Consider the following 24,489-nt stretch of genomic DNA (forward strand, 5'->3'; position numbering starts at 1 on the left):
GGATCACCCCACAGTGGCGGTCGCCGCCGCTTATGCTGCCCCCGTTCCCGACTCGAAGGGTGTTCCGTGTCCGCTCGCGCACTACCGTTCCTGACCACGGGCCTCGTCGCCCTGGTGCTCGCCGGATGTTCGGGCGGGGGTAACGACTCCGCGGCCCCGGCGCCGTCGGGCACCGCCACGCCGCCGGTCACCGTCACGGCGTCCCCGACCCCCACGACGACCCCCACGACGACGCCGCAGCCGACGACCACGCCACGGTCCACCCCGGCGAAGCCGGCCGGCGCGGTCGAGCGGTACGAGGCCTACCTGCACGCGGTGGGCGACGAAGACGTCACGACGGCCTGCGAGATCGCCGCGCCCGCCGCCAAGAAGGCGGAAGACGAAGGCTGGGGGCCGTGCGAGAAGACGCTCCCGATCTCGTTCCAGATGTTCTCCGTCGGACAGCGGAAGGCGCTGCGGACCGCCACCGTGGACCGGGGCCGCGTCACCGAGGGCCCGAAGAAGGTCGAGATCCCGGCCAAGGCGGTCCAGGCCGGCGTCAAGTTCACCAGCGGCGACCTCGGCGACGCCGTCCTCGAGCTCCGCGGCGGCAAGTGGTACATCACCGACTGACGGTCCTCATCGGACGGCCACTGTGGACCACGGCCGCGCCTCGGTCATCAGGCCGATCATGCCCGCGACGAGCCGCATCTCCTCCACCGTCCGGATGTCGGCCTCGACGAGCCGGGGCGAGCACACCAGGATCGCCAGGGCCTGCGCCCGCGACAGGGCCACGTTGAGCCGGTTGCGGGACAGCAGGAAGTCGAGCCCGCGGGGCAGGTCGATCGCCGACGACGACGTCATCGTCGTGATCACCACCGGCGCTTCCTGCCCCTGGAACCGGTCGACCGTGCCGACCCGGACGCCGGGGAACCCGGCTTCTTCCAGTGCCCGGGTCACCGTCCGCGCCTGCAGGTTGTAGGGCGCCACGACGACGATGTCGGCGTCCCCGAGGGGCCGGGTCGTGCCGTGGTCGGTCCACGGGCGGCCGTGCAGGCCGGCCACGATCGCGGTGACGGCGGCGGCTTCCTCCGCCGAGCGGGTCGTGTTGCCGTGATGGTCGACCTCGGCCAGGTAGAGCCCCGCGGCGACGCCGTCCAGGCCGCGGCCGGCGGCCGAGGGGTGGGCGTGCAGCCGGCCGGCGTAGGACAGGTTCGACACGGGTTCGCACACGGCCGGGTGCATGCGCCGAGTCTCGTCGAGGAAGTAGCCCAGCGACGCCGGCATGATGTCGGCCCCGCCGATCACGTGCCCCAGCGCCGACGCCTCCGCGCCCGCCGGGTGCGTGCCCTGCACGACCTGGGGCAGCTGCTGCGGATCGCCCAGCAGCAGGACGTTCTTCGCGCACATCGACACCGCCAGCGCGTCGGCGAGGGCGAACTGCCCCGCCTCGTCGATGATCAGCAGGTCGAAGGGCTCCTCCCGGATCGCGGCGTTGGCGAACGTCCACGCCGTCCCGCCGACCAGGTGCCCGTCGGTGTGCTCTTCGCGCCACTTCACCAGCGCCGGGTTGCTCTTCGGCTGCTCCCACGGCGCGGCCGGGTCCGGGGTCTTCTTCGCCCGCTTGGCGCACGGCAGGTCCGGCGCGCTCTTCTTCGCCGCGCTCAGCACGTTCTCGACGGCCTTGTGACTCGTCGAAGTGACCGCGACGGTCCGCCCGGCGCGCACGAGCCGGGCGATCAGCTTGCCCGCGAGGTACGTCTTGCCCGCCCCCGGCGGTCCCTGCACCGCGAGCGCGGAGCCGTCGAGCTCCTCGACCGCGGCGATCACCGCGGCGACCAGGTCCTCCCCCGGTTCCGGCAGCGCGGCGCCCATGCGCAGCCGCGGCGGGGTCCGGCGGAGCAGGTCGACGCCGGGGTGCCGCGGCAGCTCCGGGAGCGCGTCGACGACCAGGCGGGCGAGGTCGGCGACCGCCTCGTCCTTCGGCGAGGGCCGCACCGGGCTGCCGGGCAGCACCGCGACCGGCCGGTCGGCGGTGGTGGCGTCCGGCGGGCAGCTCTCCTCCAGCGTCAGCTCGACGGCCGACGCGGCGACGACCTTGGCGTCCCGTGCGTCGGCGCCGTAGCGCAGCCGCACTTCGTCGCCCGGGGTGAACGGGTGCGGCCGGTCCGGGTCGCACGTCACGAGCAACGTCCGTTTCGCGGTGCGGGCCCGCCCGGCGGGCGGCACCCAGTCCCCCGCTTCGAGCGACACCGGCACCGCGCACGCGGTGTCGATCTCGAGGTCGCCGAGCGGGGCGGCGAGCCGGCGGAAGTACTCCCACCACGCGGGGTTCGTCTCGCGGCGGTGGTAGCCGACCGACGCCGCGAGCAGCGCGCGGGCCCGTTCGTCGGCGGTGAACTCGCCCGGATCGTCCGGCAGCCCCTCGAGCAGCGGGTCGACCAGCGCGGCCAGCTGGGCGGCGCGTTCGGCGCGGCGCTCGGCGGCGACGTCCTCCTCGGCCGCGCGCAGCAGTGCGTCCTCCGCGGATTCCTCCTCCGGCACCGGCACGTCGATCCCGGCTTCGGCACGGACCTGGTGGAGGAACTCGAACAGCCGCAGGGCCGAAACGCAGTCGTACTCGGTGTTTTCGCCGATACCCCGCAGGACCTCGCCCGCCCGTTCCGGCTCCCCCGAGCGCGCGAACGCCAGGTATTCCTCGTACGCCTCCACGTCCGACATCGCGGCCTTCGTGCCGCCGTCCCGGGCGCCGGGCTGGAAGAGCGGCTCGAGGTGCCGGATCGAGTACGACCGCTGCGACACGCGCATCGCCTTGCGCACCACCGCGTGCAGGTCCACGACCGCCCCGCTGCGCAGCAGGTGGTCGACGGTCTCCTCCCGGGTGCCGTGCACCGCCGCGAGCCGCTTGATCGCGGTGACCTCGTACGGCGCGTAGTGGTAGATGTGCGAGCCGGGGTGTTCGGCGACCCGCGCCGCGGCGAAGTCGACGAACTCCTCGAACGCGCGTTTCTCTTCGGCGCGGCTGTGCGCCCAGAACGGGGTGAACCGCCGGTCGTCCTCCACGGTCACCGCGCCGAAGAGGTACTCGAGCCCTTCGCCCGACAACGCGTGCGGATCGCCCGCCAGGTCGAGGAACACGTCCCCCGGCGCGGGGACCGGCAGCCCGGCCAGCGCGCCGGGATCGACGACCTCGTAGGCGACCTCGCCGGTGGCGTCCTGCCGGACCTGCAGCGCGGCCTGGGCGCGGAGGGTCTCGAACGCGGTGACGGACAGGTCGCGCGGCCGGTCGCCCGGCGTGGCCGCGGCCAGCGCGTCGAGCGAGCCCAGCCCGGCGGCCACCAGCTTGCGGCGCTGGTCGCCGCGCAGGCCGGCCACGAGCGACAGATCGCGGTCGGCTTCGCGGGCCGACGAGCAGTGCTGAGCGAAGCGGCAGCCGGCGCAGGCCGGGCGTTCGTCGGCCCACAGCCGGGCCGGCAGCTCCGGTGCCCGGCCGCGCAGCCGGGTCCGCAGGCGGTCCACCAGGGGCAGGAAGTCCTCGATCCGCAACGTCCGGGTGCTGCCGTCGCCGAGGACCAGGTGCAGGTGGGGCCCGGACGGCCAGCCGGCCCGCCGCACCGCGTCGGCGCACGCGGTCAGCTCCACCACCGCGGCGGGCTTCGCCTGCCGAGCCGGCTTCGCGCCATAGACCTCGTAGCGGCCTTCGCCGTCCCGGACCAGGAAGTCGGCGCGTCCCGAGAACTCGCTGTCGCCGACGACGGCCCGGTGGATCACCGGCGCCCCCGCCCGCACCGCCGCCTCGGTCGCCTTCGCGGCCGCCACCGGGTCCCGGACGTCGATCTCGACCACGTCGCGGCCCTCGCCGCGGAACCGGGCGAGCAGCGCCGCCACCGCCGCGCGGCCCCGCCGCACCTCCGGCTGGTCGGGCCCGGGGCCGGGCCGCGGCGGCCCCGGCAGGCCCGCGGCCAGTGCCTGGTTCAGCACGCTGCGGTGCTCGCATTCGAGCAGGTCGGCGAGATCGGCTGGGGTGTCCATCGGAGCGGAGTCTGACACGGGCGGAGACCCCGGCCGGGGCACCGTCCGCCCGACACGCCGACCGCCGGAGGGCGCGGGCCGGCCGGCTCGCGGCGGCGAGCGCGCAGACCGGCTGGGCGCGTGTGCTTTCCCGCAACGGCCGCGGCGACCCCGGCCCCGGTGCCGGACCCCGGTTGGCCGCCAAGCCCCGCTTCGCCGCCGGACGCCGATTGGCCGCCGGGCGCCGGTTCGCCACCGGTCCCGGTTCGCCACCGGTCCCGCTTCGCCGCAAGCCCCGCTTCGCGCGGAACGCGGGAACCGTTGGTGTGACCGCGCGTCGCCACCACCCGGCCGGGTGGGCACCGCCGGGTGGCGCAATCCGTCGGTTTCCGCCCGGTATCCGGCCGGACGGTGTTAGTTTCCGTCCGGCCGGATGCTGCCCGAGCGAGGTGTGACAGTGACCGTGACAGTGCACGCGGACAAGTTCGCCGCCTACCTGCGCATGTTGAAGGACCGCAGCGGGCAGGGCTACGAACGGCTCGGCCGGCAGGCCGGGGCCAGCGGCTCGAGCCTGCACCGGTACTGCTCGGGCAAGAGCGTGCCCGCCGACTACCGCGTGGTCCACTCGTTCGCCAAGGTCTGCGGCGCGTCCGCGGAGGAGCTGCGCGAGCTGCACCAGCTGTGGGCGCTGGCGGACGCCGCCCGGGTCGAGGACGTGCCTCCGGAGCAAGCCGAGACCGCGACCGACGAGGACGTCACGCGGTCGTCAGGCCGACGCGGGTACCTCGCGGTGGCCATCGCGATCGTGGTCCTGCTGGCGGGCGGCCTGGTCTGGGTCACCGCCGACGGGTCCGTGCCGGCCGCCGGCCGGTACGCCGACCGGATGCTGTTCTCCGCCGCCTGCCAGCCGCCGGTGAGCATGGGCCAGCACGACGAGTGCGTCACCGAGGTGCAGAACCTGCTGGTCGCGGCCCAGGGGCGGCTCTCGGTCGACGGCTCGTTCGGGCCGGAGACCCTGCGCCGGGTCACCGCGTTCCAGGTGCTGGCCGGCCTGCCGCCGCGCGGCGTGGTCGACGAGGCCACCAAGACCGCGCTCTACGACCACCGGACCAGCCTGGCGGGCTGGTCGGGCGCCATGGTGGAGCAGCGGATCCGGGCCGTGTTCACCGAGGCGCCGGACACCGCGGTCGCGATCGCCCGCTGCGCCTCGTTCCTCGATCCGCTGTGGGTGCTGCCGAACACGAACGGCAGCCGCAACTGGGGGATCTTCCAGATCTCCGACGCCCGCCTGCTGGACCTGGGCGGCACGCCGCGGCAGGCGTTCGACCCGGTCTGGAACATCGACGCGGCGCACCGCCTGTGGAGCGCGCACCACGACTTCCACGACTGGCCGTCCTGCTCGGCGGCCCTCGAGAACCCGCAGGCGCACTGAGCGGACAGGGCGAAGCCCGCGCCCTCCGCGAGGGGCGGCCCGGGAGCGGACCAGGAGGGTGCGGGCTTCGCGGCACGGTGCGGGAATCGCTGACGCCGGAAACCCCCGAGGGCGGGGTTTCCGGCGTCAGACCCCCAGTCGCCGGTCAGACTGTCCCGTTCTCCCACCACCACGCGCGGCCGAGGTCGGCCCGGCTGTCCACGTGCTGGTGGTCGGTGTTGTAGGTCTCCAGGCCGGAGAACCCGCTGGTCTCGGCCTTCTGGTAGACGGTCTTGTTGGCCACGCCCGGCACGTCGAGATCCGCCGCGGTGCCGTACATGTGCATGCTGTCGCTGGCGCCGCCGATCTCTTCGTTGTGCGCGATGCTGCGGAACCCGGAGTTCACCGTGATCGCCTTGTTCCCGAGCTTCTTGCGCAGCGCCTCCAGCTTGTACATGCAGCGGCGGGCGTTCTCCTTGGCGGTGGCCGCGCTGACCTTGCCGCCGTTGAAGGTGCCGCTCACCCGGTCGGTGAACTCGCTGAAGTTGAAGTGCGCGGTCGACCCGTCGCTCTGCTCCAGCGCGTTGAGCGCGGCCTGGGTGGCCGAGCCGACCTGGCCGTCCACACCCAGGCCGTAGGCCGCCTGGAACCTGCGGACCGCCGCCGCGGTGCCGGGACCGAATTCGCCGTCGATCGAGACCCGGCTGTGGCTGGGCGAGTCGGCCGCCCAGCCGGCGACGCGGATCTGGAGTTCGGTGACGTCGGCGCCCGTGCTGCCCTGCGCGAGGGTGCGGGACCACGGGTACGCCTGGGCGGTGCCCGTCAGCAGCAGCGGGCTGACCGCAGCGGCCGCGCCGACCACCACCGCGCCGCGCAGCATCGTGCGGCGGCTCATGGGGAGACTCATTCTCGTCCTTTCCTAGCGGGGATTCAGCGGTTGGCGAGCTGGTCGAGATCGGCCTGGGTGCCGTTGAAGACGTCCCCGGTCGCCGGGGCGGGAATGCCGTCGGCGATGGCCGCGTCGGTGTACTGCCACATCAGCCAGGTCGTCGACCCGGCGGGCAGCGCCGGCTGCGTGACGGACTGGCGGTAGTCGGCGAGCTGCATCGGATAGGCGGAGAGCGCCGTGGTGCCGCCCAGGCAGGCGTCGAGGAACGACTTCTGCGTGTAGATGATCGGGGTCCGGCCGAACGCCGCCTGCACCTTGTTCAGCCACGCCTTGGCGTCGGCGACGGTGACGTAGGGCGGGCAGCCGCCGGAGCCGTCGTCCTTCCACTCCAGGTCGAACACGGGCGGCAGGTCACCGGCGCGCTTGCCGGTGTACCCGGTGGCCTTCACGGCGGTGATGAACCGGTCCGCCTGCGTTCCGCCGGTGTTGGCCGCGGTGCCGGTGTAGAAGTGGTACGGCCCGACGGCCAGGCCGGCGTTGCGCGCGGCGGGCAGGTCGGTGGCCAGGTAGTCGTCGGTGGTGTTCAGGCCGCGGGTCGCTTTGACGGTCGCGAACTCGACGCCGGACGCCTTCACGGCGCCCCAGTTGATCGGCGCGCCACCGGGGTGCTGGTACTTCGCCGTGTCCACGCCGTCGATCGGATGGCCGGCGGGTTTCGGCGGCGTGCAGTAGGTGTTGCGGCTGGACCAGTCGGCGACCTTCGCCCACGTGGTGGGCCCGGCGACGCCGTCGGCACTGGCGTTGACGCAGTGCTGGAACTGGATCACCCGGGTGCGGGTGCCGTCCCCGAAGTTGCCGTCGATGGTCAGCGGCGGGTAGTGGCCGGGCTCCATGGCGAGGTTCAGCCGGCACTGGAGTTCCTTGACGTCGGTGCCGGTGGACCCGCTCTGCAGGGTCGGGCGCGCCGTGGAGTGGCCGCAGACGACGCTCTGCGCGGCGTCGGACGTGCCCTGGGTCGCGCACTTCTTCGGCCGCGCGGCCCACGCGTTCAGCGCGGCCCACGTGTTCGGCCCGATCTGCCCGTCCACGCTCAGCGCGGCGCAGCGCTGGAACACGCGGACCCGGGCGTCGGTCGCCGCGCCGAAGGAACCGTCCGCGCCGAGGGGCGTGTACCGGCTCGCCTTGGTCGCCAGGTTCAGTTCGCACTGGGCCTCGGCGACCTCGGCGCCGGTCGCCCCTTGTTTCAGGGTGGGCTGGGCGCTGGTGTGCCCGCACACCGCGACGGCGGCGGCCGCGACGGGTTCGGCCGCGACGGTGGCTGCGGTCGCGGCGGTGGCTGCGGTCGCGGCGGTGGCTGCGGGGAACACCAGCAGCACGGCGACGGCCAGAGCGAGTCTTTGCATGGCGAGCAGGCTGGCAGTGCCCGGCCCCCGGGTCGCCGGTATTCCGCCGACTCGGGACGCCGGGACAGTCCCACCGCACCGGACCAGCGGAAACGCCACCCCGGTGGGACGCGGCTGGGACGCGCTACTGCCTCGCCAGCGCCCAAGGCATGAGCTTCTCCGCCAGCGCGCGACTGAACGGCCGCACCAAAGCCTGCAACTCCGCGCACGCGGACTCGCCGAGGTGAGCGTAGGGAGTCACGCTGTTCTCGTCGGTCACCTTCTCGATCTCCGCACGGCGGGCCGCACCGGCCGGGGTGAACGTCGGGGCGGTGTCGCCCGTGAGCCAGTCGCGCTCGCGGAGGCCGGTGACGGCCTGGTTCCAGTCCTCCTCGGACCACGCCCGGGAGGTGCGCAGGGTCTCGGCGGGGACCGCGCCGGAGGCGGCGTGGGTGACGAGGGCTTCGATGCCGCGCAGGCCCGCCGTCAGCAGGGCGGCGATGTGGGCGTCGCCGCGGTACTCGCGGAGCAGGGTCTGCGCGTGCCACAGCACCAGGTGGGGCTCGGTGGGCCACGGGAGGGCGGCGTGGGCGGCGAAGAGCGGGCGGCCCGTGACGTCGCCGGTGACCGTCTCGGCGGCCTCACGCAGGAGGGTGGCGGCCCGGCGCATCTCGGGCGCGGTGATCGCGTCGCCCAGGATGCCGCGCAAAGCCCGGTCGGCCGCGGCGTGCCGCGCGGCGAGCACGGCGGCCGGGTCGGTGGTGGACCAGGCGGCGGCGATCGACGCCTCGACGAGGGCCGGGTTGAAGTTGTAGAAGGTCGCGACCACGACCGGCGCCGGGACCGCACCGAGCGCCGCCGACCTCGACGCGAAATAGCCGGCGCGGCCGGTGAGACCGAGTTCCTCGTAGGCGGCCGCCGCTTCCGGGGCGAAGTAGATCATTCCGTGGTAGGGCTCGAGAAATCGCCAGGTCCGGCGCGCCGCTTCGATCACGCGGCGAACATACCATCCAGTCGGTATGGCGCGGGTCCACGCCGGTACGCGCCTGACCGTGGCACCGGGCCTTCGGTGAGTCCGGAGAGCGCGCGGCAGGGCATCCGACCGCCGCGCCGCCGGGTGCATCGCAGAGTCGGTGATCGCGTTCCGCGGGCGTGCTGTCCTCCGCTGCCCAGGCCACGCCCGCCCTGTCGGTTCGCGGGCCAGGAGCGAACCGGGTGGCCGTCGCCATGATCCATTGTGGACTTCAGCGGGCGACCTCGGTCGGCCGGCGGGGCTCGCGGTGCAGCAGCTCGATCGCCTCGGTGGCGGCGACCGCGGGGAACCTCCGGTAGCTGTTGCGGACCGCGTGCAGCCAGGGCAGCGGGCGCAGGCAGAGGAACTCGTCGGCCTCGCGGGCGAGCCGGTCGAGGACGGGTGCCTGGGCCACCGGGACGGCCAGCACGATCCGCCCGGCCTGGCGGGCCCGCAGGACGCGGATCGCCGTGTGCGCGGTCGTGCCCGTGGCCGCGCCGTCGTCGGCGAGCACGACGGTCCGGCCCGCGATCGCCGCCGGCGCGACGTCACGCCGGTAGACCGCCACCCGCCGGGCGAGCCCGGCCCGCGCCTGGCCGGCCAGCCGCGTGAGCTCCTCCGCCGCGACGTCGAACCGGCGGATGGCGCTGTGATCCCAGACGAGCAAGCCGCCTTCGCCGACGCCGTCGAGCAGCACCGGCGGCGGTCCGGCGAATTCGATCCGCTGGGTGAGCAGGACGTCCAGCGGCGCGCCGAGGACGTCGGCGATCTCGGCGGCCACCACCAGCCCGCCCTCGGACAGGCCGAGCACGACGGCCCGGCCACCGCGGAGCGGACGCAGGCGGAGCGCCAGCCGTTCACCGGCTTCCCGGCGATCACGGAACCGCATGGGAACTCCCGGGGTCGGAGACCGGTAAACCGTCTCCGGCACCACGGTACGCGCACCCCGGGCCAAGCTCGCCGGACAGCGCCCTCCGAAGCGCCCCAATGTGGCCTTCGGTGCGTCAGACGCACCGAAGGCCGCCTTGGGTGCGTCTGACGCAACCAAGGCCACATTGGGGCGCTGGGAAAAACGGGGGTCCGGCCGGCGTTCGGTGTCTACAATGGACAGCCGGATGCCGCTCAGGTGGCCGGCCGCAGCACGACCGTGGGCGCGAGCCGGCGGTCGGCCAGCGCGCGGGCCACGTCGCTGAGGCGGACGTTGTTCCGCCGGGCGTACCCGCGCAACTCCCGGAAGGCCGTTTCCATGCTCAGCTGCCCGCTGACCGCGAGGACCCCCTTGGCCTGCTCGATGATCACCCGGCTGTTCAACGCGGTCTGCAGCTGCTCGGACAGGACCGCGCCCTCGCGGACCGCCCGCTCGTGCAGGATGCCGATGGTCGCGGTGTCGGCCAGGCCCTGCGCGAGCGCGACGTCGTCGGCCGACAGCTCTCCCGGACCGTGCCCGAAGAGGTTCAGCGCCCCGATCGTCTGCTTGCGCAGGCGCAAGGGCACCGCGTGGACCGAGGCGAACCCTTCCTTGGCCGCCTCGGCCGCGAACCGCGGCCACCGCTCCGCCTGGGCGACGATGTCGGGCACCAGGACCGGCGTGCTGCTGGTGAAGCACTCGACGCACGGGCCCTCGTCGATGTCGAGCTGGAACAGCTCGAGCAGGCGCGCCTGCTCGGTGGAGGAGGCCAGTACCTGCAGGCCGCCCCGCTCGTCGACCAGGGTCAGCCCCGCCGCCGCGACGTCGAGCAGCTCGACGCACTGCCGCACCAGTGTGTGCAGCAGGTCCGCGACGTCGTAGTCGTCGACCAGCGTGTCCGCCAGCGCGACGAGCGCCCGGGTCACCTGTCGTTCACGGTCGGCCATGCCCACCATCTCCTGGTTCGTCGGCTACGTTCATGGTGACTCCCACCGGAACTCCTCGTCCAATCCCAGCCGCCCGGCCACGATGTCTCCGGCGACCTCGAGCAAGGGGCGTCCGCGCCCGAACGCGTACGCCCGCAGCCGGGCCAACGCGGCGGGAGCGGGCAGGTCCAGGTGCGCGATCAGCATCCCGGTGGCCTGGTGCACCTCCCGGTACCGCATGCCCGCGCCCTCCATCCACCGGCCGTCCCCGTCGAGCCAGCGGCCTCCGCCGCCCGACAGCCCCGACATGGCGAGCGCCGCGATGTCGGCCACCTGCAGTGCCGTCGCCAGCTCGCCGGCGCTCAGCGAACCCGGCGTCGCCCGGTAGGTGTCGAGGGTCGCCACCCGCACCGCCCCGATCTGCACGGGGAACGTGAACAACGCGGCCACCGGGTGGGTCGCGGCCTCGGCGGCGAACACCGGCCACGCCGGCGGCGGCCCGCCGACCAGATCGGGCACCAGGACCGGCCCGCCGACGACGTACGCCTCGAAACACGGTCCTTCACCGAGCGAAAACTGCAGCTCCGCCAGCGCGGCGCTCACCGTGTCGCTCGCGTACACGATTTCGCGGTGCCCGGCCTCGACCATCACCGAGACCGCGGCGCCGTCCACCGGCAGCAGGCGCACGCACGCCCGGCACACCCGGCCCACGACGTCGACCCCGCTGCCGGCACCGACCTCGCTCAACGCGGCGAGCACGCTCGCGCGCAGGACTTCGACGTCAGCCACCCCGAGCCCACGACCGGCGAACCCCGCGGTCCCGCATCCGGTCCCCTTCGAGTCGATGTTCGTGGTCGCCCCACCGACTCGGGCCCGACCGGGTCCGGATCAGCGCCGCCGTGGCGGCCGCACCCGGGATCGTACCCGGACCACCGTGGCGGACCACGGCATCACCGCACCTCCGATGTGGTGAGGTGCCGGCGCAGCGTGGACAGCGCCCGGTGCCGGCTCACGCGCACCGCGCCCGAGCTGGCGACGCCGAGCTCACCCGCCGGCGCAGCTCGAGGTCCTCGACGTGGCGGTGCGGCTCCGGCAGGTCGGAGGGCGCCGGGGCGAGCTCCGGGACCGGGGCGCTGACGTCGTCTCCGCGGTGGCGGTACGCGTCGACGACCTTGTGCGCGGCGACGGCGTGGACGAAGTTCGGGAACCGGGCGGCGCCGTACCGGTACTCCGGCAGCGCGCCCAGCACGCCGAGCAGCACCTCCTGCGCGCAGTCGTCGGCGTCGCCGTCGCGGTAGCGCCGGTCCCCCCAGCCGCGCGCGGCAGTACCGCAGCACCTCCGGGCGCAGCTGCCGCAGCAGCGTGTCCGTCGCGCAGCGATCACCCGACACCGCCGACGCGAGAAGCGCGCCGTCGACCCTCGCCATGCCCCGCCCTTTCCGCTCGGTCAGCTCCCGTGGGTCAGGTAGGGAGCGGGATCGCTGCCGGCCTTCGCGCCGCTGTCGAGCCAGCGGAGGAACCCGCGGCGGTCCCGTCGTTCGATCTCGTCGAGGAAGTCCTGCCGGCGCTGGACGACGAGCCGGCGGGTCCGCTCGTCGACCGCGAGGTGCAGGAGGAAGTAGCTGCGACGACGACGAGCAGCGCGCCGAGCAGGAGCCAGCCGATGAGGGCGTCCCACGGCAGGACCAGGGCGCCGATCGCGGCGAGGACGCAGCCGGGACCGATGAGCCCGCCCACCACCACGCGTCTCGTCATCGCGTGCGCCTCGCCGTCCGTACGGGTGCCGAGCCGAACGGCGGGCACCGGGGTCCAGGAGCGCCGAGGTCTGGGGCGTTGCAGGCAGTCCAGACCCGTAGCGACGCGGTCGCCGCGCGTGCTCGTCCCGCAAACCGCCCGGCACGGCGTCCGAAAGCCCTCTAGCGTGGCGGACATGGAGCAGCACCTCGAACCCGACACCCGAACCCTCGAGCGCAGCCTGCGCGGATACGTGCAGGCGGTCGCCGCCGCCACGGGCGTCCCGGAAGAGAGCACCACGGTGGAGATCAGCGACACGGCCACCGCCTACCTCGGGCTCCCCCGGCGCTGGCCCGACCGGCCCGACCACGACGTCATGCTGGTGTGGAGCGAACGGCGCGGGTGGTCGCTCGCGGTGGAAACCGATCCCGCCGACGAGCCGGTCCTCATCGCGCGCCAGGGCGGCGACGACCTGGTGCCGGCGCCGGGCGCGGTCGCGCGGTTCGTCGCCGACGCCGCCGCCGGGCGGCACCCCGGTCCGGAGCGGACCGGCCCGGCGCACGCCCCGGCCCGGGGTTCCCTGGCCGAACGGCTGCGGCCGTACCTGCACGACGCCCGCGAACCGGGGGTGCGCCCTTCGGCGGGCTGACGACGCCGTCAGCGGAGGTGGGGGTACTCCGCGGCGCGGTGCTGGAAGGACAGGATCGCCGGGTTCCGGATCGTGCCGTCCTGGATTTCGACCGCCCGTCGCACGGTCTCGTCACCGTCCCATGTGGACTGTCCGGAGAGGACGGTCCGCAGGTGGGGCAGGAGGGCCTCGCTGATCTCCCAGCTCGCCGAGTTCCAGAGGTAGGACGGGCTGTGGTCGACGGCGTAGTAGGTGAGGCCGTCGCCGACCGGGAACGTCGGCCGCTCGAACGTCGTGGGCTTCGCCCAGCTGAAGCCCATGCCTTCGTCGCAGGAGACGTCGACGACCAGGCTGCCCGGCGCGAACGCGGCGAGGTCCTCTTCGACGAGGAACGTCAGCGGCGCCGCGGTGTCCTGCAGCACGCAGTTGACGACGATGTCGTGCTCGGCGAGGAACCCCGCCAGCGGGACCCGGCCGTGATCGGTGTGCGCGTGACTGCGCCGCGGGTCGCCCGGGTCGTTCACGTCGTGGTCGAAGTGCACCATGTTCGCCGAGTGGATCGGCGAGCCGACCGCGCTCAAGCCCCGGGCGGTGAGGACGTCGACGTCGTGGATCCCGTGGGCGTTCAGCGCGGTCACCGAACCGCGCGCGGTCGCGCCGAACCCGATCACCACCGCCCGTAGCCGGCGGCCGTAGTCGCCGGTCGACCCGGCCAGCTGCAGGGCGTGCAGTACCGAGCAGTAGCCGGCCAGCTCGTTGTTCTTGTGGAAGACGTGCAGGCCGAACGAACCGTCGCCGCGCCAGTGGTTCATGGCCTCGAAGGCGATCACGGTCAGCCGCCGGTCGATGGCCAGCTGCGTCAGCTCGATGTCCTGCACGCAGTGCGGCCAGCCCCAGAGCACCTGGCCGGGACGGAGTTCGGCGACGTCCTCCCGCAGGGGTTTGGCCAGCAGGACGACATCGCATTCGGCGATGAGCTGCTCGCGCGAACGCAGCCCGCCGACGCTGCGGGCCAGCCGATCGTCGGGCACGTCGAAGGGTTCGCCGTAGCCGTGTTCGAGGAAGATGGACTTCCGGAGGTCGGCGTCGATCCGGTCGAGGTGGTCCGGGTGGATCGGCAGCCGCCGTTCGTTCTCTTTGCGTGAACGCGCGATGACGCCGAGACTGAGCTGGTGCACCAGAGGCCCCTTTGCTAGGTGCCAGTCTTAACACACCGGCCGCGGGCGTCGGCTACACTGGGTGGTGACCGGGAGCATTTCGTGCGCAAGTGATCGAACCTGCGCCGTCCTCGGTCCTGGTCCGGCCGATGTCCTCGGCCGGAGACGGGAGCACCGACATGCCGTCGGGCCCGAACACCCTTTCACCGGACACCGGAACTCGGTTGCGGATGAAATCGGCCACGCCCGCCCCCGGACCCGTCGACGGCGGGTGGTGGCCCCGGACGCGTGACCTCGCCGACGAGCTGCCCACGCTGCTCGAGGCGATGACCGCCCGGCTGGGGCGGATCGACCGGGTCACCTACCACCTCGCGGACTGGCCGGTCCCCGACCGCCGGCTGCCCTACGACGACGGCGTCGTCCGGCTCGAAGGGTTCCGGTCCCAGCCGTCCGGCAGCCTGACGGTGATCGGCTGGAACCGGCACCGGCTGACCCTGCGGGTCGTGCCCCCGGAAACCGCCCCCGCCGAGGCGCGCAAGGCACTCACCGACGTCGCGGACGAGGCCACGCCGGCCCCCGCACCCACCACGCCGCCGACCGGCCGCGTGCACGAGAGGAGCTCTTCATCAGTACTTCCGCACTAGACAGCCCGCTGTTCAGCCACCCCGTCGCCGAGGAAATCCGGCCCGGAGCGCTCACCGCACCCCAGGACGACCGGTACGGCAGCCTGTTCCTGCAGCCGACGTACGCCCCGCCGGCCCGCCCCGCCCCCGACGCCGGCCACGGTCCCCGGCGCGGCGGCCCCGGCTCGGCGAGCAGCCGGGCCCACGACCCCTCCGGGCGCCGCGCGCACCGGTGACCGCCGGCCTGGCCGAGGGCTGCTTCGCCGTCCGGCCAGGCGGCCCTGCCTTTGCCGTGGCGTGACGAGCCACGCCACAGCCGTCCGGCCTCAGATCTGGTTCTCGCCACCGTCGACGTACAAGTTGCTGCCGAGCATGAAGCTGCTGTCCGGCGAGGCGAGGAACGCCACCGCGGCGGCCGCCTCGTCCGGGTGACCCATCCGGCCGATCGCGATGTCGCCGGCCAGTTTCGCCTTGAAGTCGTCCGCGTTCTCTTCGCCGACGAGCTCGGTGATCCCGTTGGTGTCGATCGGTCCCGGTGAGACCGCGTTGACGCGGATGCCGCGACCCGTGAGTTCGTGGGCCCAGGTCCGCGCGAACGACCGGACGGCGGCCTTGGACGCCGCGTACACACCGAAGGCCGGGGTGCCGTTGTCGGCGGCCGTGGAGGCGTTCAAAATCACCGAAGCGCCGTCGTTGAGCAGGGGCAGCGCCTTCTGCACGGTGAGCAGCGTGCCCTTGACGTTGACGTCGAAGATGCGGTCGTACTCGTCGGTGGTGACCTGCTCGAGCGTCGCGAACGCGGCGGTGGCCGCGTTCGCGAACAGCACGTCGAGGCCCTGACCGCGATCACGGACCGCGTCGTACAGCCGGTCCAGGTCGGCCGGGTCCGTGATGTCGCCCGGCACCGCGGTGACCCCCGAGCCGATGACTTCCACGGCCTCGTCCAGCTCGGTCTTGCGCCGGCCGGTGATGAACACGTGCGCTCCTTCGGCGACCAGCCGCGCGGCCGTGGCCCGCCCGATCCCCCGCGTGCCGCCGCCGGTGACGACGGCCGTCTTGCCTGCCAGCTTTCCCATGATCCGAACCTCCGCAGATTTCAGAACCGATCGGTACAGATCTCGACCGTAGCACTTCCAGACCGATCGGTACCGAAGGGGTAGGATCAGGGGCATGGACGTCGCCGGGAAGACACCGATCGGCCGGCCGCGGGGGTTCGACGCCGACGCGGCCCTCGAGCGCGCGATGATCGTCTTCTGGGAGCAGGGCTACGAAGGCGCCAGCCTGGCCGACCTGACCAGCGCCATGGGCATCACGAAGACGAGCATGTACGCCGCCTTCGGCAACAAGGAGGACCTGTTCCGCAAAGCCTTGGAGCGCTACGAGGAAGGCCCTGCGGCGTACGTGGAACGGGCGTTGCGGCAGCCGACCGCCCGGGGGGTGGCCACGGCGTTCCTCGCCGGCTCGGTCGGGGCGAGCACCCGCCCCGGCTGCCCCGCCGGCTGCCTGGGCGTCCAGGGCTCACTGGCCGCCGGTGAGGCCGGGCGGCCCGCCCGCGACACCCTCGCCGCCTGGCGGGACAAGGGCCGCCTGCACCTGCGGGACCGCTTCCGGCAAGCCGTCGACGAAGGCGACCTCCCCCCGGAGGCCGATCCGGGACTGCTCGCCCGGTACCTCATGACGGTGGCGAACGGCATCGCCGTCCAGGCCGCGGGCGGCGCCGATCGCGACGAACTCGAGCAGGTGGCCGAGGTCGCCCTGCGGAACTGGCCGCCCACCTGACCACCGCCGTCACAACGGCGCTGGTCTCACGCGCCTGAGGGTGGGTCGTGATGCCAGGAATGAGTCATTCACGGCGTCGGGCGAGGTGAATGGGTCACTCACCGCATCGGCGGCCGGGAGTCTTGCCGGGCGCGTCCGTTCCGGCGGCCCCCACGTCGGACAACCTCCGACGGGCGGCGCTAGCGGGCCGGCGTCGCCGTTCCGATGATCAGCGGGCGGACCACCGAAGGCATCCCGCGCCAGCGCGCCGTGGTCATGTCCTCGATGGCGAACCGCTGCTTGACGAACGCGACCGTGTCGCGGTCGCACCGGCAGCCCTGCGCGAACGCCGCCCACGGACCCGCCAGACGCTTCTGCCTTCGCGCCAGCTTCGGGTCTTCGGCACGCACGTGCTCGCAGAACAGCAGCCGCCCGCCGGGACGCAGCACCCGCACGAGTTCGGCCAGCACGCGGTCGACGTCGGGCACCGTGCAGAGGACCAGCGTCGACACGACCGTGTCGACGCTGGCGTCCGCCATCGGCAGCGCGTCGGCGGTGGCTCGCACCGGCCGCATCCCGGCGCGGCCTCGCACCCGCTTCTCGAGCCGCCGGTACATCGCCGGGACGGGCTCGGTCAGCACGATCTGCGCCGTCGGCGGGTAGTGCCGGACGTTGAGCCCGGTCCCCGACCCGATCTCGACCACCTGTCCCCACGCGCGCCGCAGCAGCTCCGCGCGCCGGCCGGCCAGGCCCAGCCGCTCTCCCCTGCGCAGGAAGGGGTCGTAGAGGGCCGCCCCGAAGCGATCCCCGAGCCCGTTCCGTGCGCTGTCTTCTCCGGCCATCGTTCCTCCCTAGAACCGCCCGATGGAACGCAGTCCACCAGCGACCCGCCGGCCGCCGCATCACCCGCTCGTGCCATTCCGGGTGCTGGCCGGAACGGGCCACGCGCTCTCGCGAAACGGCCTACGCTCGGGGAATGCCAGGTCAGGACCAAGCCGTGCGGTTCACCGCGGCGGGCGGCCGCACGGTCGCCTGGGCCGCCGTGGGCGCGGGCCCGCCCCTCGTCGTCGGTGGCTGGTGGTGCGGGCACCTCGAGCTGGACTGGCGGGACCCTTTGTTCCGGCGGTTCACCGGGCTGCTCGGCGACCGGTGCACGCTCATCCGCTACGACCGGCCCGGCGCCGGCCTGTCCGACCCCGCCGGGCCGCTGGTCACCTCGCTCGCCGACGAAGTGGCCGCGCTGAGCGCCGTCGTCGACGCGGCCGGGGAGAAGGTGAGCCTGTTCGGTGGGTCGTCCGGGAGCTGCGCCGCGATGGCGTACGCGGCGGCCCACCCGGACCGCGTGGAGCGGCTCGTCCTGTACGGCAGCTACGCCCGCGGCACCGAGATCGCCACGGCGGAAGCGCGGGATTCCCTGCTGGCGCTCGTCGGACGGCATTGGGGCGTGGGCTCCCGGGTCCTCGCCGACCTGTTCCTGCCGACCGCGACCCCGGCGGACCGCGACGAGTTCGTCCGGTTCCAGCGCGGCAGCCTGACCGCGGAGAAGGCGGTGCGCTCGCTCGCGGCGGTGTACGCGTTCGACGTCCGGGACCGGCTGGCCACGATCGAGGTCCCCACCCTCGTCCTGCACCGCCGCGACGACCGCGCGATTCCGTTCGCCCTGGGCCAGGACGTCGCCACCCGCATCCCGGGCGCGACCTTCGTCCCGCTCGACGGAACCGACCACCTGCCCTGGCGCGGCGACGCGGACTCGCTCACCCGCGCCGTGCGGGAGTTCCTCGGCGCCGGCCGGCGAGTGCGCCGGGCCGGCTCGTCGCGCGGGGAGCTTTCCGACCGCGAACTCGACGTGCTGCGCCTGGTCGCGCAGGGGTTGAGCGATCAGGAGATCGCGCGCCGGCTCGGGATCAGCGCCCATACGGCGCACCGCCACGTGTCGAACATCCGCGGCAAGCTGGGCGTGTCGTCGCGGGCGGCGGCCGCCGCGCACGCCGCCGGCGCGGGGCTGCTGTGACGGTGCCCGGTTTGAGCTTGCCGTCCCCGTGGGTACTGACGGGGATCATCGTCGTCCGCTTTGGAGGGTGCTCGTGCAGATCCAGGTCAACACCGGCCACAACGTCCACGGTGGCGAAGGACTCGTCACCTACGTGAGCACCGACCTGGAGACCAGCCTCTCCCGGTTCGGCGGATGGCTGACCCGGGTGGAGGTACACCTCAGCGAGGACGGCGGCGGCAAGCCGGAAGACATGAAGTGCGTGATCGAGGCGCGGCCCGGGGGCAAGCAACCGGTCGCGGTCACCCACCACGCGGCCACCGTGGACGACGCCTACGCCGGGGCGGCGCACAAACTGGGACGGGTGCTGGATTCCCGGTACGCCAAGGCCCACGACCACAAGGGCAGCGACAGCATCCGGCACATGGCCGGGCCGGAGGATCCGGAGCAGGTCGGCGCGCTCGAGGACGAGCCGCGGGCCTGATCGACGCCGGGCGAAGAGGGGTGCGGCCACCAGGCCGCACCCCTCTTCCGGCTCTGTTCGAAGCGTGGTGACCGGCGTTACTTCGGGTCGAGCACGAACACCGGGATCTGCCGGTCGGTCTTCTGCTGGTACTCGGCGTAGGACGGGTACGCCGCCACCGCGCGTTCCCACCACTCGGCCCGCTCGGCTCCCTCGACCTCGCGCGCGACGTAGGTCTTGGTCACGGTCCCGTCCTGCAGCGGGAACTCCGGGTGCGCCTTGATGTTGTGGTACCAGACCGGGTGCTCCGGAGCGCCGCCCTTGGACGCCACCACGGCATAGCTCCCGGCGTGCTCCACCCGCATCACCGGGGTGTAGCGCAGCTTGCCGGTCTTCGCGCCGCGCAGCGTCAGCAGCACGACCGGCGACCCGAGTACCTCGATCCCCTCGGTCGTCCCGGTCTCCAGGATCTTCTTGGTCTGGTCCTGCACCCAATCCGTGGGGCTGAATTCTGCGGTTTTCTCGGACATGCCCTAGATCAACACCGCGGATCCGCATTTCATTCCCCGCCTGACGAACGCCACACCCAGGCTGCGAGGACGCCGGTCTCCCGTAAAATCACCGGGGCCCAGTGCTGCGGACCCGGCGGAAGGACTGACCCGGACGGTGGTGTCTCTGCTGCAGTCGCCGCTGGTGCCACCGGGCCGGCCGGTGCGCCGAGGGATCCAGCTGCTCACCGGGCTGGTGCTATACGGGATCAGCGACGCGATGGTCGTGGCGGCCGGGCTCGGCGTGGAGCCGTGGGACGCGCTCGCGCAGGGGCTGACCCGCACCGCCGGGCTCAGCATCGGCCTCTGGACCAACCTGATCGGCGCCGCCGTGCTGCTGCTGTGGATCCCGCTGCGGCAGAAGCCGGGGCTGGGCACGCTGTGCAACGTCCTGCTCGTCGGCACCTCGATGGATCTCACGCTCGCGCTGCTGCCGTCGTTCGGGCACCTGTGGCTGCGCTGGGTCGTGCTGGTCGCGGGCATCGTGCTCAACGGGTTCGCCACCGGCTGCTACCTCGGTGCCCAGGCCGGGCCGGGGCCGCGGGACGGGCTGATGACCGGGCTCGCCGAGCGCGGGCACCCGATCTGGGCGGTGCGCTGGGGCATCGAGCTCGCGGTGCTGGTGATCGGGTTCCTGCTCGGCGCCACCTTGGGCATCGGGACCGTTTTGTACGCCTGCGCGATCGGGCCGCTGGCCCACCTGTTCATGCCGCTGCTGGACATGGGGCGGGGCAAGGAAAAGCCGGGCTAGCCGGCCTCGGCGAGGGGCGCCCGGCGGCCGGCGGCGAGCCGGGCCGCGGTGCCGAACTCGCGGAAGAGCGCGGTGGAGACGGGGTCGACGCCCGCGTACCACTCCGGGTGCCATTGCACGGCGAGGCAGAACCCCGCCGGAGCCCGCGCCGAGACGGCCTCGACCACGCCGTCGGCGGACACCGCTTCCACCCGCAGGTCCGGCGCGACGCGGTCGATCGCCTGGTGGTGCAACGAGTTCACGGCCACGGCCGAGGTGCCCAGCAGCCGCCGCAGCACCCCGCCTTCGCGGAGGCGGATCTCGTGGGCGGGCAGGTACTGCCGGTCCCTGGGCTGCGAGAGGTCCTCGCGGTGGTCGTCGCCGGGCAGGTCGCGCAGGGTGCCGCCCAGGGCGACGTTCAGCTCCTGCACCCCGCGGCAGATCCCCAGCACCGGCAGCTTCGCCCGCAACGCGGCGGGCAGCACCCGCAACGCGAACTCGTCGCGGTCCGGGTCCGCCGGGGCGAGCCGGGGCGGACCGCCGTAGCGGGCGGGCTGCACGTCGGTCTGGTGCCCGCCGAACACGACGCCGTCGAACCGGTCCAGCAGCTCCGCCAGGTACGGCGCGGGACCGCCGACGACGGCGACCGCACAGCCGGAAACCCGTTCGAGGGCGCGGACGTAGACGTCGCGCACCGCGACGTGCGCCACGTCGTCGACCACTTCGGCCGACGCCGCGAGCGCGACCAGCGGCCGGCTCACCGGGCACACTCCAACGCCCGAGCCAAGTCTTCGAGCAAGTCATCAGGATGCTCCAACCCCAGCGACAACCGCACCGAACCCGGCGTCACCCCCGCCGCGAGCTGATCGGCCACCGGCAGCTGGGCGTGGGTCGTCGATGCCGGATGCGTGGCCAGCGACCGGACGTCGCCGATGTTGGTCACGTGCGCGAACAGGCGGAGGGCTTCGATGAACCGGCTGCCCGCCTCCTGCCCGCCGAGGAGCTCGAACTGCACCAGCGGGCCGCCGTTGCCGCCGAGGTAGCGCCGCAGCAGCTCTTCCTGCTCGCCGCCGGCGAGGCTCGGGTGGCGGACCGAAGCGACCGAAGTGTGCGCGGCGAGGAAGCGCGCCACCGCGGCCGCGTTCTCGCCGTGCGCCCGCATCCGCAGCGGCAGCGTCTCGATGCCCTGGATGAGCAGGAAGGCGTTGAACGGGCTCAGGCACGATCCGAGGTCGCGCACCATCGTCTCCCGCGCCTTGAGCAGGTAGGGGCTGCGTCCCAGCGCGCTGTCGAGCCCGGCGCCCTCTTCGGTCCACACCGCGCCGCCGTGCGCGGCGTCGGGTTCGGTGAGCAGCGGGTGCCGCTCGGCGTGGCGGGTCCAGTCGAAGGTGCCCCCGTCCACGATGAGCCCGCCGAGCGCGCTGCCGTGCCCGCCGATGTACTTCGTCGCCGAGTACACCAGGATGTTCGCGCCGAACTCCAGCGGGTTGCAGACCATCGGGAGCAGCGTGTTGTCCAGCACCAGGGGAATCCCCGCCTGCTCCGCGAGCCCGGCGACGTCTTCGATGGGGAAGATGCGCAGCTTGGGGTTGGGCAGGGTTTCGCCGAAGTAGCAGCGGGTGCGGTCGTCGGTGGCGGCGGCGAAGTTCTTCGGGTCCTCGGGGCTGACGAACCGGGTCTCGACGCCGAACCGGGCGAAGGTGTTGGCCAGCAGGTTCCACGTGCCGCCGTAGAGCTCGTCGGAGCTGACGATGTTGTCGCCGGCCTGGCACAGGTTGAGCAGCGCGACGGTGGTCGCGGCCTGGCCGGAGGCGACGGCCAGCGCCGCCGGGGCGCCGTCGACCCCCGCGATCCGCGCTTCGAGCACGTCGCAGGTGGGGTTGTTGAGGCGGCTGTAGGCGTGACCGTCCTCGCTGAGGTCGAAGATGCCCGCGGCGGCGCCGGTGCCGGGCAGTTCGTAGGCGGCGGTCTGGAAGATGGGCGTGATCACCGGGGCGGTCGGGCCGGTGCGCAGCTCGGCGCCCGCGTGCAGCACCGCGGACTCGCGCCGCCGGTAGTCCTTCGGCGCGCTGGCGGTTCTTTCAGTGACCGGCATGGGCGTACTCCCTCGGTGCGGACATGGACGTGACGATCGCGGTGACGGCGCTGGGCTGGCCCTGCGGCCCCCGCGTGAACAGCCCACCCAGCACGGCGTCGACCGCGGCGTAGTCCGGGTCGGCCAGCCGCACCCGGCGCGCCTTGCCGAGGTTCCAGAACGGCGTGCGCGGGTCGAGGTGGTGTTCCAGGTGGTAGTTGTCGTTGTGGATGCCGGTGAGGAACTTCTCCCAGCCGCGGCTCTTGCGGTTGCGGGTCATGTACAGGTCGGTCCGGGAGTCCCGCACGAGCGGGGTGTGCTCGGACAGCTCGATGTACCAGCCCAGGATCTGGAAGCTCGTCAGGTACGGCACGAACCAGAACAGCAGCAGCTCCGCCGTCCAGCCCCGCGACCAGCAGACGCCGGCCACGACGGCCCAGAAAGTCCAGAACCCGAGGCGGTCGAGCAGCCGCTTGCGGGGCTGAACCGGAGACGCTTCCCGGGCGCGGCCCGCGCGCAGCACCCGGTACCGGTTGCGCACCAGGTACCGCAGGTAGGCCCAGGTCTGCGTGCCGAACAGCGGCATCAGCACCACCCGGCGCACGTACGCCCGCGGCGAGGCGGCCCGGTAGGCGCCCTGCTCGATGAAGAACCGCAGGTCCGGGTCGCGGTCCGGGTCGCCCAGCCGCGGGTGGTGGGTGAACACGTGCGAGATCTTGTACGCGTAGTGCTGCTGGAAGATCGGGTACGCGGTGAGCACGGTGCCGAGCAGCATCCGCACCCGGTGATCGGCCGCGCCGACGCCGTGGGCGCAGTCGTGCAGGATCGTGGACAGCCCCCGCTGGCGGGCACCGATGACCAGCGCCGCCAACGGGTAGCACCACCACGACACCGCGACGCACAGCCACACGCACGCCGCGATCCAGCAGGCGTCCTCGAGCCAGGCCAGCCCGGCGTGCCAGTTGTCGCTGCGGTTGAGGGGTTTCATCCGGGCCCGGACTCCGGCGGGGAAGCGGTGCATCCGATAGCGCTTCCCGTCGAACGCCCACGTGGTGTCCGGCACGCGTCCTCCCTGGGTCGGGTGCTGTGGTGGCGGACCGGTCACACGAGGGCGGTGAGCGGCACGCCGATGAGGGTGGGGTCGAAGCGGCTGACGCCGTCGAGCAGCTCGTCGATCTTGGCCATGACGGCGTCCTCGAGCACGACGTCGACGGCCTTCAGGTTGTCCGTGAGCTGCTCCGGGCGCGAGGCACCGGTGATCGCGGTGGTGACGTTGGGGTTCTGCAGCACCCAGGCGAGGGCCAGCTGCGCCATGGTCAGGCCGAGCTGCTCGGCGATCGGACGCAGCTCCTGCACCTTGCGGAGCACGTCGTCCTGCAACCAGCGGACCATGTAGCCGCTGCCTTCGCCGTCGGTGGCGCGGGACCCTTCGGGCGGCCGCTTGCCGGGCAGGTACTTGCCGGTCAGCACCCCCTGGGCCATCGGCGACCAGACGAGCTGGCCCATGCCCTCGCGCTCGCAGGCCGGGACGACCTGGGCCTCGATGACCCGCCACAGCATCGAGTACTGCGTCTGGCTGCCGGCCAGCGGGACCCGCAGCTCGCGGGCCAGCGCGGCGGCGCGGGTGATCTGCTCGGCGGTCCACTCCGAGACGCCGATGTAGAGGACCTTGCCCTGGCGCACCAGGTCGGCGAAGGCCAGCATGGTCTCCTCCAGCTCGACCGTGGGGTCGAACTGGTGGGCCTGGTAGAGATCGAGGTAGTCGGTCCCGAGCCGGCGCAGGGAGCCGTGCGCGGACTCCATGATGTGCTTGCGGCTCAGGCCCTGGTCGTTGGGGCCGCCGGGGCCGGTCGGCCAGTACACCTTGGTGCAGATCTCCAGGCTCTCCCGGCGCCGGCCCGACAGCGCGCGCCCCAGCACCTCTTCGGCGCGGGTGTTCGCGTACATGTCGGCGGTGTCGAAGGTGGTGATCCCGGCGTCCCACGCCGCTTCCACGCATTTCTTCGCTTGTTCTTCGGCCACCTGCGATCCGTGGGTGATCCAGTTGCCGTACGAAATCCTGCTGAGTGAGAGGCCGCTGCGGCCCAGTCGACGATGTTCCATGCCTCACGACACTCCAAGGATTTTTCTGCGTAGTCAACGTTTAAAGCCGCGAAAAAGGGTGCTGTCGATGGGGTCATAGAAAGTGGTGATGAGACGATCAACAGGTCCATGATCACAATTGCCACGGCTATTTTCCGATGGCAGCGTGAAGCATCTGCCGGGGA

25 protein-coding genes are annotated in these 24,489 nt (G+C 73.0%); 8 read left to right on the forward strand and 17 right to left on the reverse strand.

What is annotated here, in order from left to right:
• Positions 1–66: 66 nt before the first annotated feature.
• Positions 67–612 (forward strand): hypothetical protein, encoded by a 546-nt coding sequence (locus tag ACZ4TR_RS43525; protein ID WP_465294236.1) that lies wholly within the window; start codon positions 67–69, stop codon positions 610–612.
• A gap of 6 nt (positions 613–618) precedes the next feature.
• Here ACZ4TR_RS43525 and ACZ4TR_RS43530 read toward each other — a convergent pair whose 3' ends face one another.
• Positions 619–4,011: a TM0106 family RecB-like putative nuclease gene (locus ACZ4TR_RS43530; RefSeq protein WP_465294238.1), complete on the reverse strand. Its 3,393-nt coding sequence runs from the start codon at positions 4,009–4,011 to the stop codon at positions 619–621.
• Positions 4,012–4,447: 436 nt separating this feature from the next.
• Here ACZ4TR_RS43530 and ACZ4TR_RS43535 point away from each other — a divergent pair, with 436 nt between their 5' ends.
• On the forward strand, positions 4,448–5,422 hold the full coding sequence (locus ACZ4TR_RS43535) for a helix-turn-helix domain-containing protein (RefSeq protein ID WP_465294239.1): 975 nt from the start codon (positions 4,448–4,450) through the stop codon (positions 5,420–5,422).
• Positions 5,423–5,567: 145 nt separating this feature from the next.
• Here ACZ4TR_RS43535 and ACZ4TR_RS43540 read toward each other — a convergent pair whose 3' ends face one another.
• The 8 genes from ACZ4TR_RS43540 to ACZ4TR_RS43575 form a co-directional block, all read right to left on the reverse strand.
• Positions 5,568–6,296: a D-Ala-D-Ala carboxypeptidase family metallohydrolase gene (locus ACZ4TR_RS43540; RefSeq protein WP_364524519.1), complete on the reverse strand. Its 729-nt coding sequence runs from the start codon at positions 6,294–6,296 to the stop codon at positions 5,568–5,570.
• Positions 6,297–6,331: 35 nt separating this feature from the next.
• Positions 6,332–7,693, reverse strand: a complete 1,362-nt coding sequence (locus ACZ4TR_RS43545) for a GH25 family lysozyme (protein ID WP_465294241.1) — start codon at positions 7,691–7,693, stop codon at positions 6,332–6,334.
• Positions 7,694–7,817: 124 nt separating this feature from the next.
• A complete protein-coding gene (locus tag ACZ4TR_RS43550; RefSeq protein ID WP_465294243.1) occupies positions 7,818–8,666 on the reverse strand; it encodes an SCO6745 family protein in 849 nt (282 codons plus the stop codon).
• Between the two features lie 250 nt (positions 8,667–8,916).
• Positions 8,917–9,573, reverse strand: coding sequence for a phosphoribosyltransferase (locus ACZ4TR_RS43555; protein WP_465294245.1), 657 nt, complete (start codon positions 9,571–9,573; stop codon positions 8,917–8,919).
• A gap of 233 nt (positions 9,574–9,806) precedes the next feature.
• Complete coding sequence (locus ACZ4TR_RS43560; RefSeq protein ID WP_465294247.1) at positions 9,807–10,538, reverse strand: GAF and ANTAR domain-containing protein; 732 nt, start codon at positions 10,536–10,538, stop codon at positions 9,807–9,809.
• A 30-nt stretch (positions 10,539–10,568) separates the two neighbouring features.
• Positions 10,569–11,306 carry a GAF domain-containing protein gene (locus ACZ4TR_RS43565; protein WP_465294248.1) on the reverse strand — a complete coding sequence of 246 codons (738 nt, stop codon included), beginning with the start codon at positions 11,304–11,306 and terminating at the stop codon, positions 10,569–10,571.
• 220 nt (positions 11,307–11,526) lie between these two features.
• Positions 11,527–11,901: a sigma factor gene (locus ACZ4TR_RS43570; RefSeq protein WP_465294250.1), complete on the reverse strand. Its 375-nt coding sequence runs from the start codon at positions 11,899–11,901 to the stop codon at positions 11,527–11,529.
• A 63-nt stretch (positions 11,902–11,964) separates the two neighbouring features.
• Entirely contained in the window at positions 11,965–12,195 is a 231-nt protein-coding gene (locus tag ACZ4TR_RS43575) for a hypothetical protein (protein WP_465294251.1), read from the reverse strand.
• A 252-nt stretch (positions 12,196–12,447) separates the two neighbouring features.
• Between ACZ4TR_RS43575 and ACZ4TR_RS43580 the strand changes: the two genes are divergently transcribed.
• Positions 12,448–12,900: a DUF6292 family protein gene (locus ACZ4TR_RS43580; protein ID WP_465294253.1), complete on the forward strand. Its 453-nt coding sequence runs from the start codon at positions 12,448–12,450 to the stop codon at positions 12,898–12,900.
• Positions 12,901–12,908: 8 nt separating this feature from the next.
• Here the strand turns inward: ACZ4TR_RS43580 and ACZ4TR_RS43585 are convergent, their stop codons facing one another.
• The gene (locus ACZ4TR_RS43585) at positions 12,909–14,057 is read right to left on the reverse strand and encodes a N(5)-(carboxyethyl)ornithine synthase (protein ID WP_465294255.1); all 1,149 of its coding nucleotides are present in this window, start codon (positions 14,055–14,057) and stop codon (positions 12,909–12,911) included.
• A gap of 89 nt (positions 14,058–14,146) precedes the next feature.
• Between ACZ4TR_RS43585 and ACZ4TR_RS43590 the strand changes: the two genes are divergently transcribed.
• On the forward strand, positions 14,147–14,680 hold the full coding sequence (locus tag ACZ4TR_RS43590) for a DUF5994 family protein (RefSeq protein WP_465294257.1): 534 nt from the start codon (positions 14,147–14,149) through the stop codon (positions 14,678–14,680).
• A gap of 305 nt (positions 14,681–14,985) precedes the next feature.
• Here ACZ4TR_RS43590 and ACZ4TR_RS43595 read toward each other — a convergent pair whose 3' ends face one another.
• A complete protein-coding gene (locus ACZ4TR_RS43595) occupies positions 14,986–15,735 on the reverse strand; it encodes an SDR family NAD(P)-dependent oxidoreductase (RefSeq protein WP_465294259.1) in 750 nt (249 codons plus the stop codon).
• Positions 15,736–15,829: 94 nt separating this feature from the next.
• Here ACZ4TR_RS43595 and ACZ4TR_RS43600 point away from each other — a divergent pair, with 94 nt between their 5' ends.
• Positions 15,830–16,438: a TetR/AcrR family transcriptional regulator gene (locus ACZ4TR_RS43600; protein WP_465294261.1), complete on the forward strand. Its 609-nt coding sequence runs from the start codon at positions 15,830–15,832 to the stop codon at positions 16,436–16,438.
• 179 nt (positions 16,439–16,617) lie between these two features.
• Here the strand turns inward: ACZ4TR_RS43600 and ACZ4TR_RS43605 are convergent, their stop codons facing one another.
• The gene (locus tag ACZ4TR_RS43605; protein WP_465294263.1) at positions 16,618–17,259 is read right to left on the reverse strand and encodes a class I SAM-dependent methyltransferase; all 642 of its coding nucleotides are present in this window, start codon (positions 17,257–17,259) and stop codon (positions 16,618–16,620) included.
• 134 nt (positions 17,260–17,393) lie between these two features.
• Between ACZ4TR_RS43605 and ACZ4TR_RS43610 the strand changes: the two genes are divergently transcribed.
• Positions 17,394–18,428, forward strand: coding sequence for an alpha/beta fold hydrolase (locus ACZ4TR_RS43610; protein WP_465294265.1), 1,035 nt, complete (start codon positions 17,394–17,396; stop codon positions 18,426–18,428).
• A gap of 67 nt (positions 18,429–18,495) precedes the next feature.
• Positions 18,496–18,891 (forward strand): HPF/RaiA family ribosome-associated protein, encoded by a 396-nt coding sequence (locus ACZ4TR_RS43615; protein WP_465294267.1) that lies wholly within the window; start codon positions 18,496–18,498, stop codon positions 18,889–18,891.
• A 77-nt stretch (positions 18,892–18,968) separates the two neighbouring features.
• Here ACZ4TR_RS43615 and ACZ4TR_RS43620 read toward each other — a convergent pair whose 3' ends face one another.
• Positions 18,969–19,400: a nitroreductase family deazaflavin-dependent oxidoreductase gene (locus ACZ4TR_RS43620; protein ID WP_364523590.1), complete on the reverse strand. Its 432-nt coding sequence runs from the start codon at positions 19,398–19,400 to the stop codon at positions 18,969–18,971.
• 136 nt (positions 19,401–19,536) lie between these two features.
• Here ACZ4TR_RS43620 and yczE point away from each other — a divergent pair, with 136 nt between their 5' ends.
• On the forward strand, positions 19,537–20,169 hold the full coding sequence (gene yczE, locus ACZ4TR_RS43625) for a membrane protein YczE (RefSeq protein WP_465294269.1): 633 nt from the start codon (positions 19,537–19,539) through the stop codon (positions 20,167–20,169).
• Here the strand turns inward: yczE and ACZ4TR_RS43630 are convergent.
• Genes ACZ4TR_RS43630 through ACZ4TR_RS43645 form a run of 4 tightly spaced genes read right to left on the reverse strand, consistent with a single transcriptional unit; the run spans position 20,166 to position 24,325 of the window.
• Positions 20,166–20,909 carry a gamma-glutamyl-gamma-aminobutyrate hydrolase family protein gene (locus tag ACZ4TR_RS43630; RefSeq protein WP_465294271.1) on the reverse strand — a complete coding sequence of 248 codons (744 nt, stop codon included), beginning with the start codon at positions 20,907–20,909 and terminating at the stop codon, positions 20,166–20,168. The genes yczE and ACZ4TR_RS43630 overlap by 4 nt on opposite strands.
• On the reverse strand, positions 20,906–22,243 hold the full coding sequence (locus ACZ4TR_RS43635) for an O-acetylhomoserine aminocarboxypropyltransferase/cysteine synthase family protein (RefSeq protein ID WP_465294273.1): 1,338 nt from the start codon (positions 22,241–22,243) through the stop codon (positions 20,906–20,908). The genes ACZ4TR_RS43630 and ACZ4TR_RS43635 overlap by 4 nt, the downstream gene beginning before the upstream one ends.
• On the reverse strand, positions 22,230–23,285 hold the full coding sequence (locus ACZ4TR_RS43640; protein ID WP_465294274.1) for a fatty acid desaturase: 1,056 nt from the start codon (positions 23,283–23,285) through the stop codon (positions 22,230–22,232). Before ACZ4TR_RS43640 ends, ACZ4TR_RS43635 begins: the two co-directional genes overlap by 14 nt.
• Positions 23,286–23,323: 38 nt before the next feature.
• Positions 23,324–24,325, reverse strand: a complete 1,002-nt coding sequence (locus ACZ4TR_RS43645; protein ID WP_465294276.1) for an aldo/keto reductase family protein — start codon at positions 24,323–24,325, stop codon at positions 23,324–23,326.
• Positions 24,326–24,489 lie beyond the last annotated feature (164 nt).

The organism is Amycolatopsis sp. NPDC028719 (genome assembly GCF_055565395.1).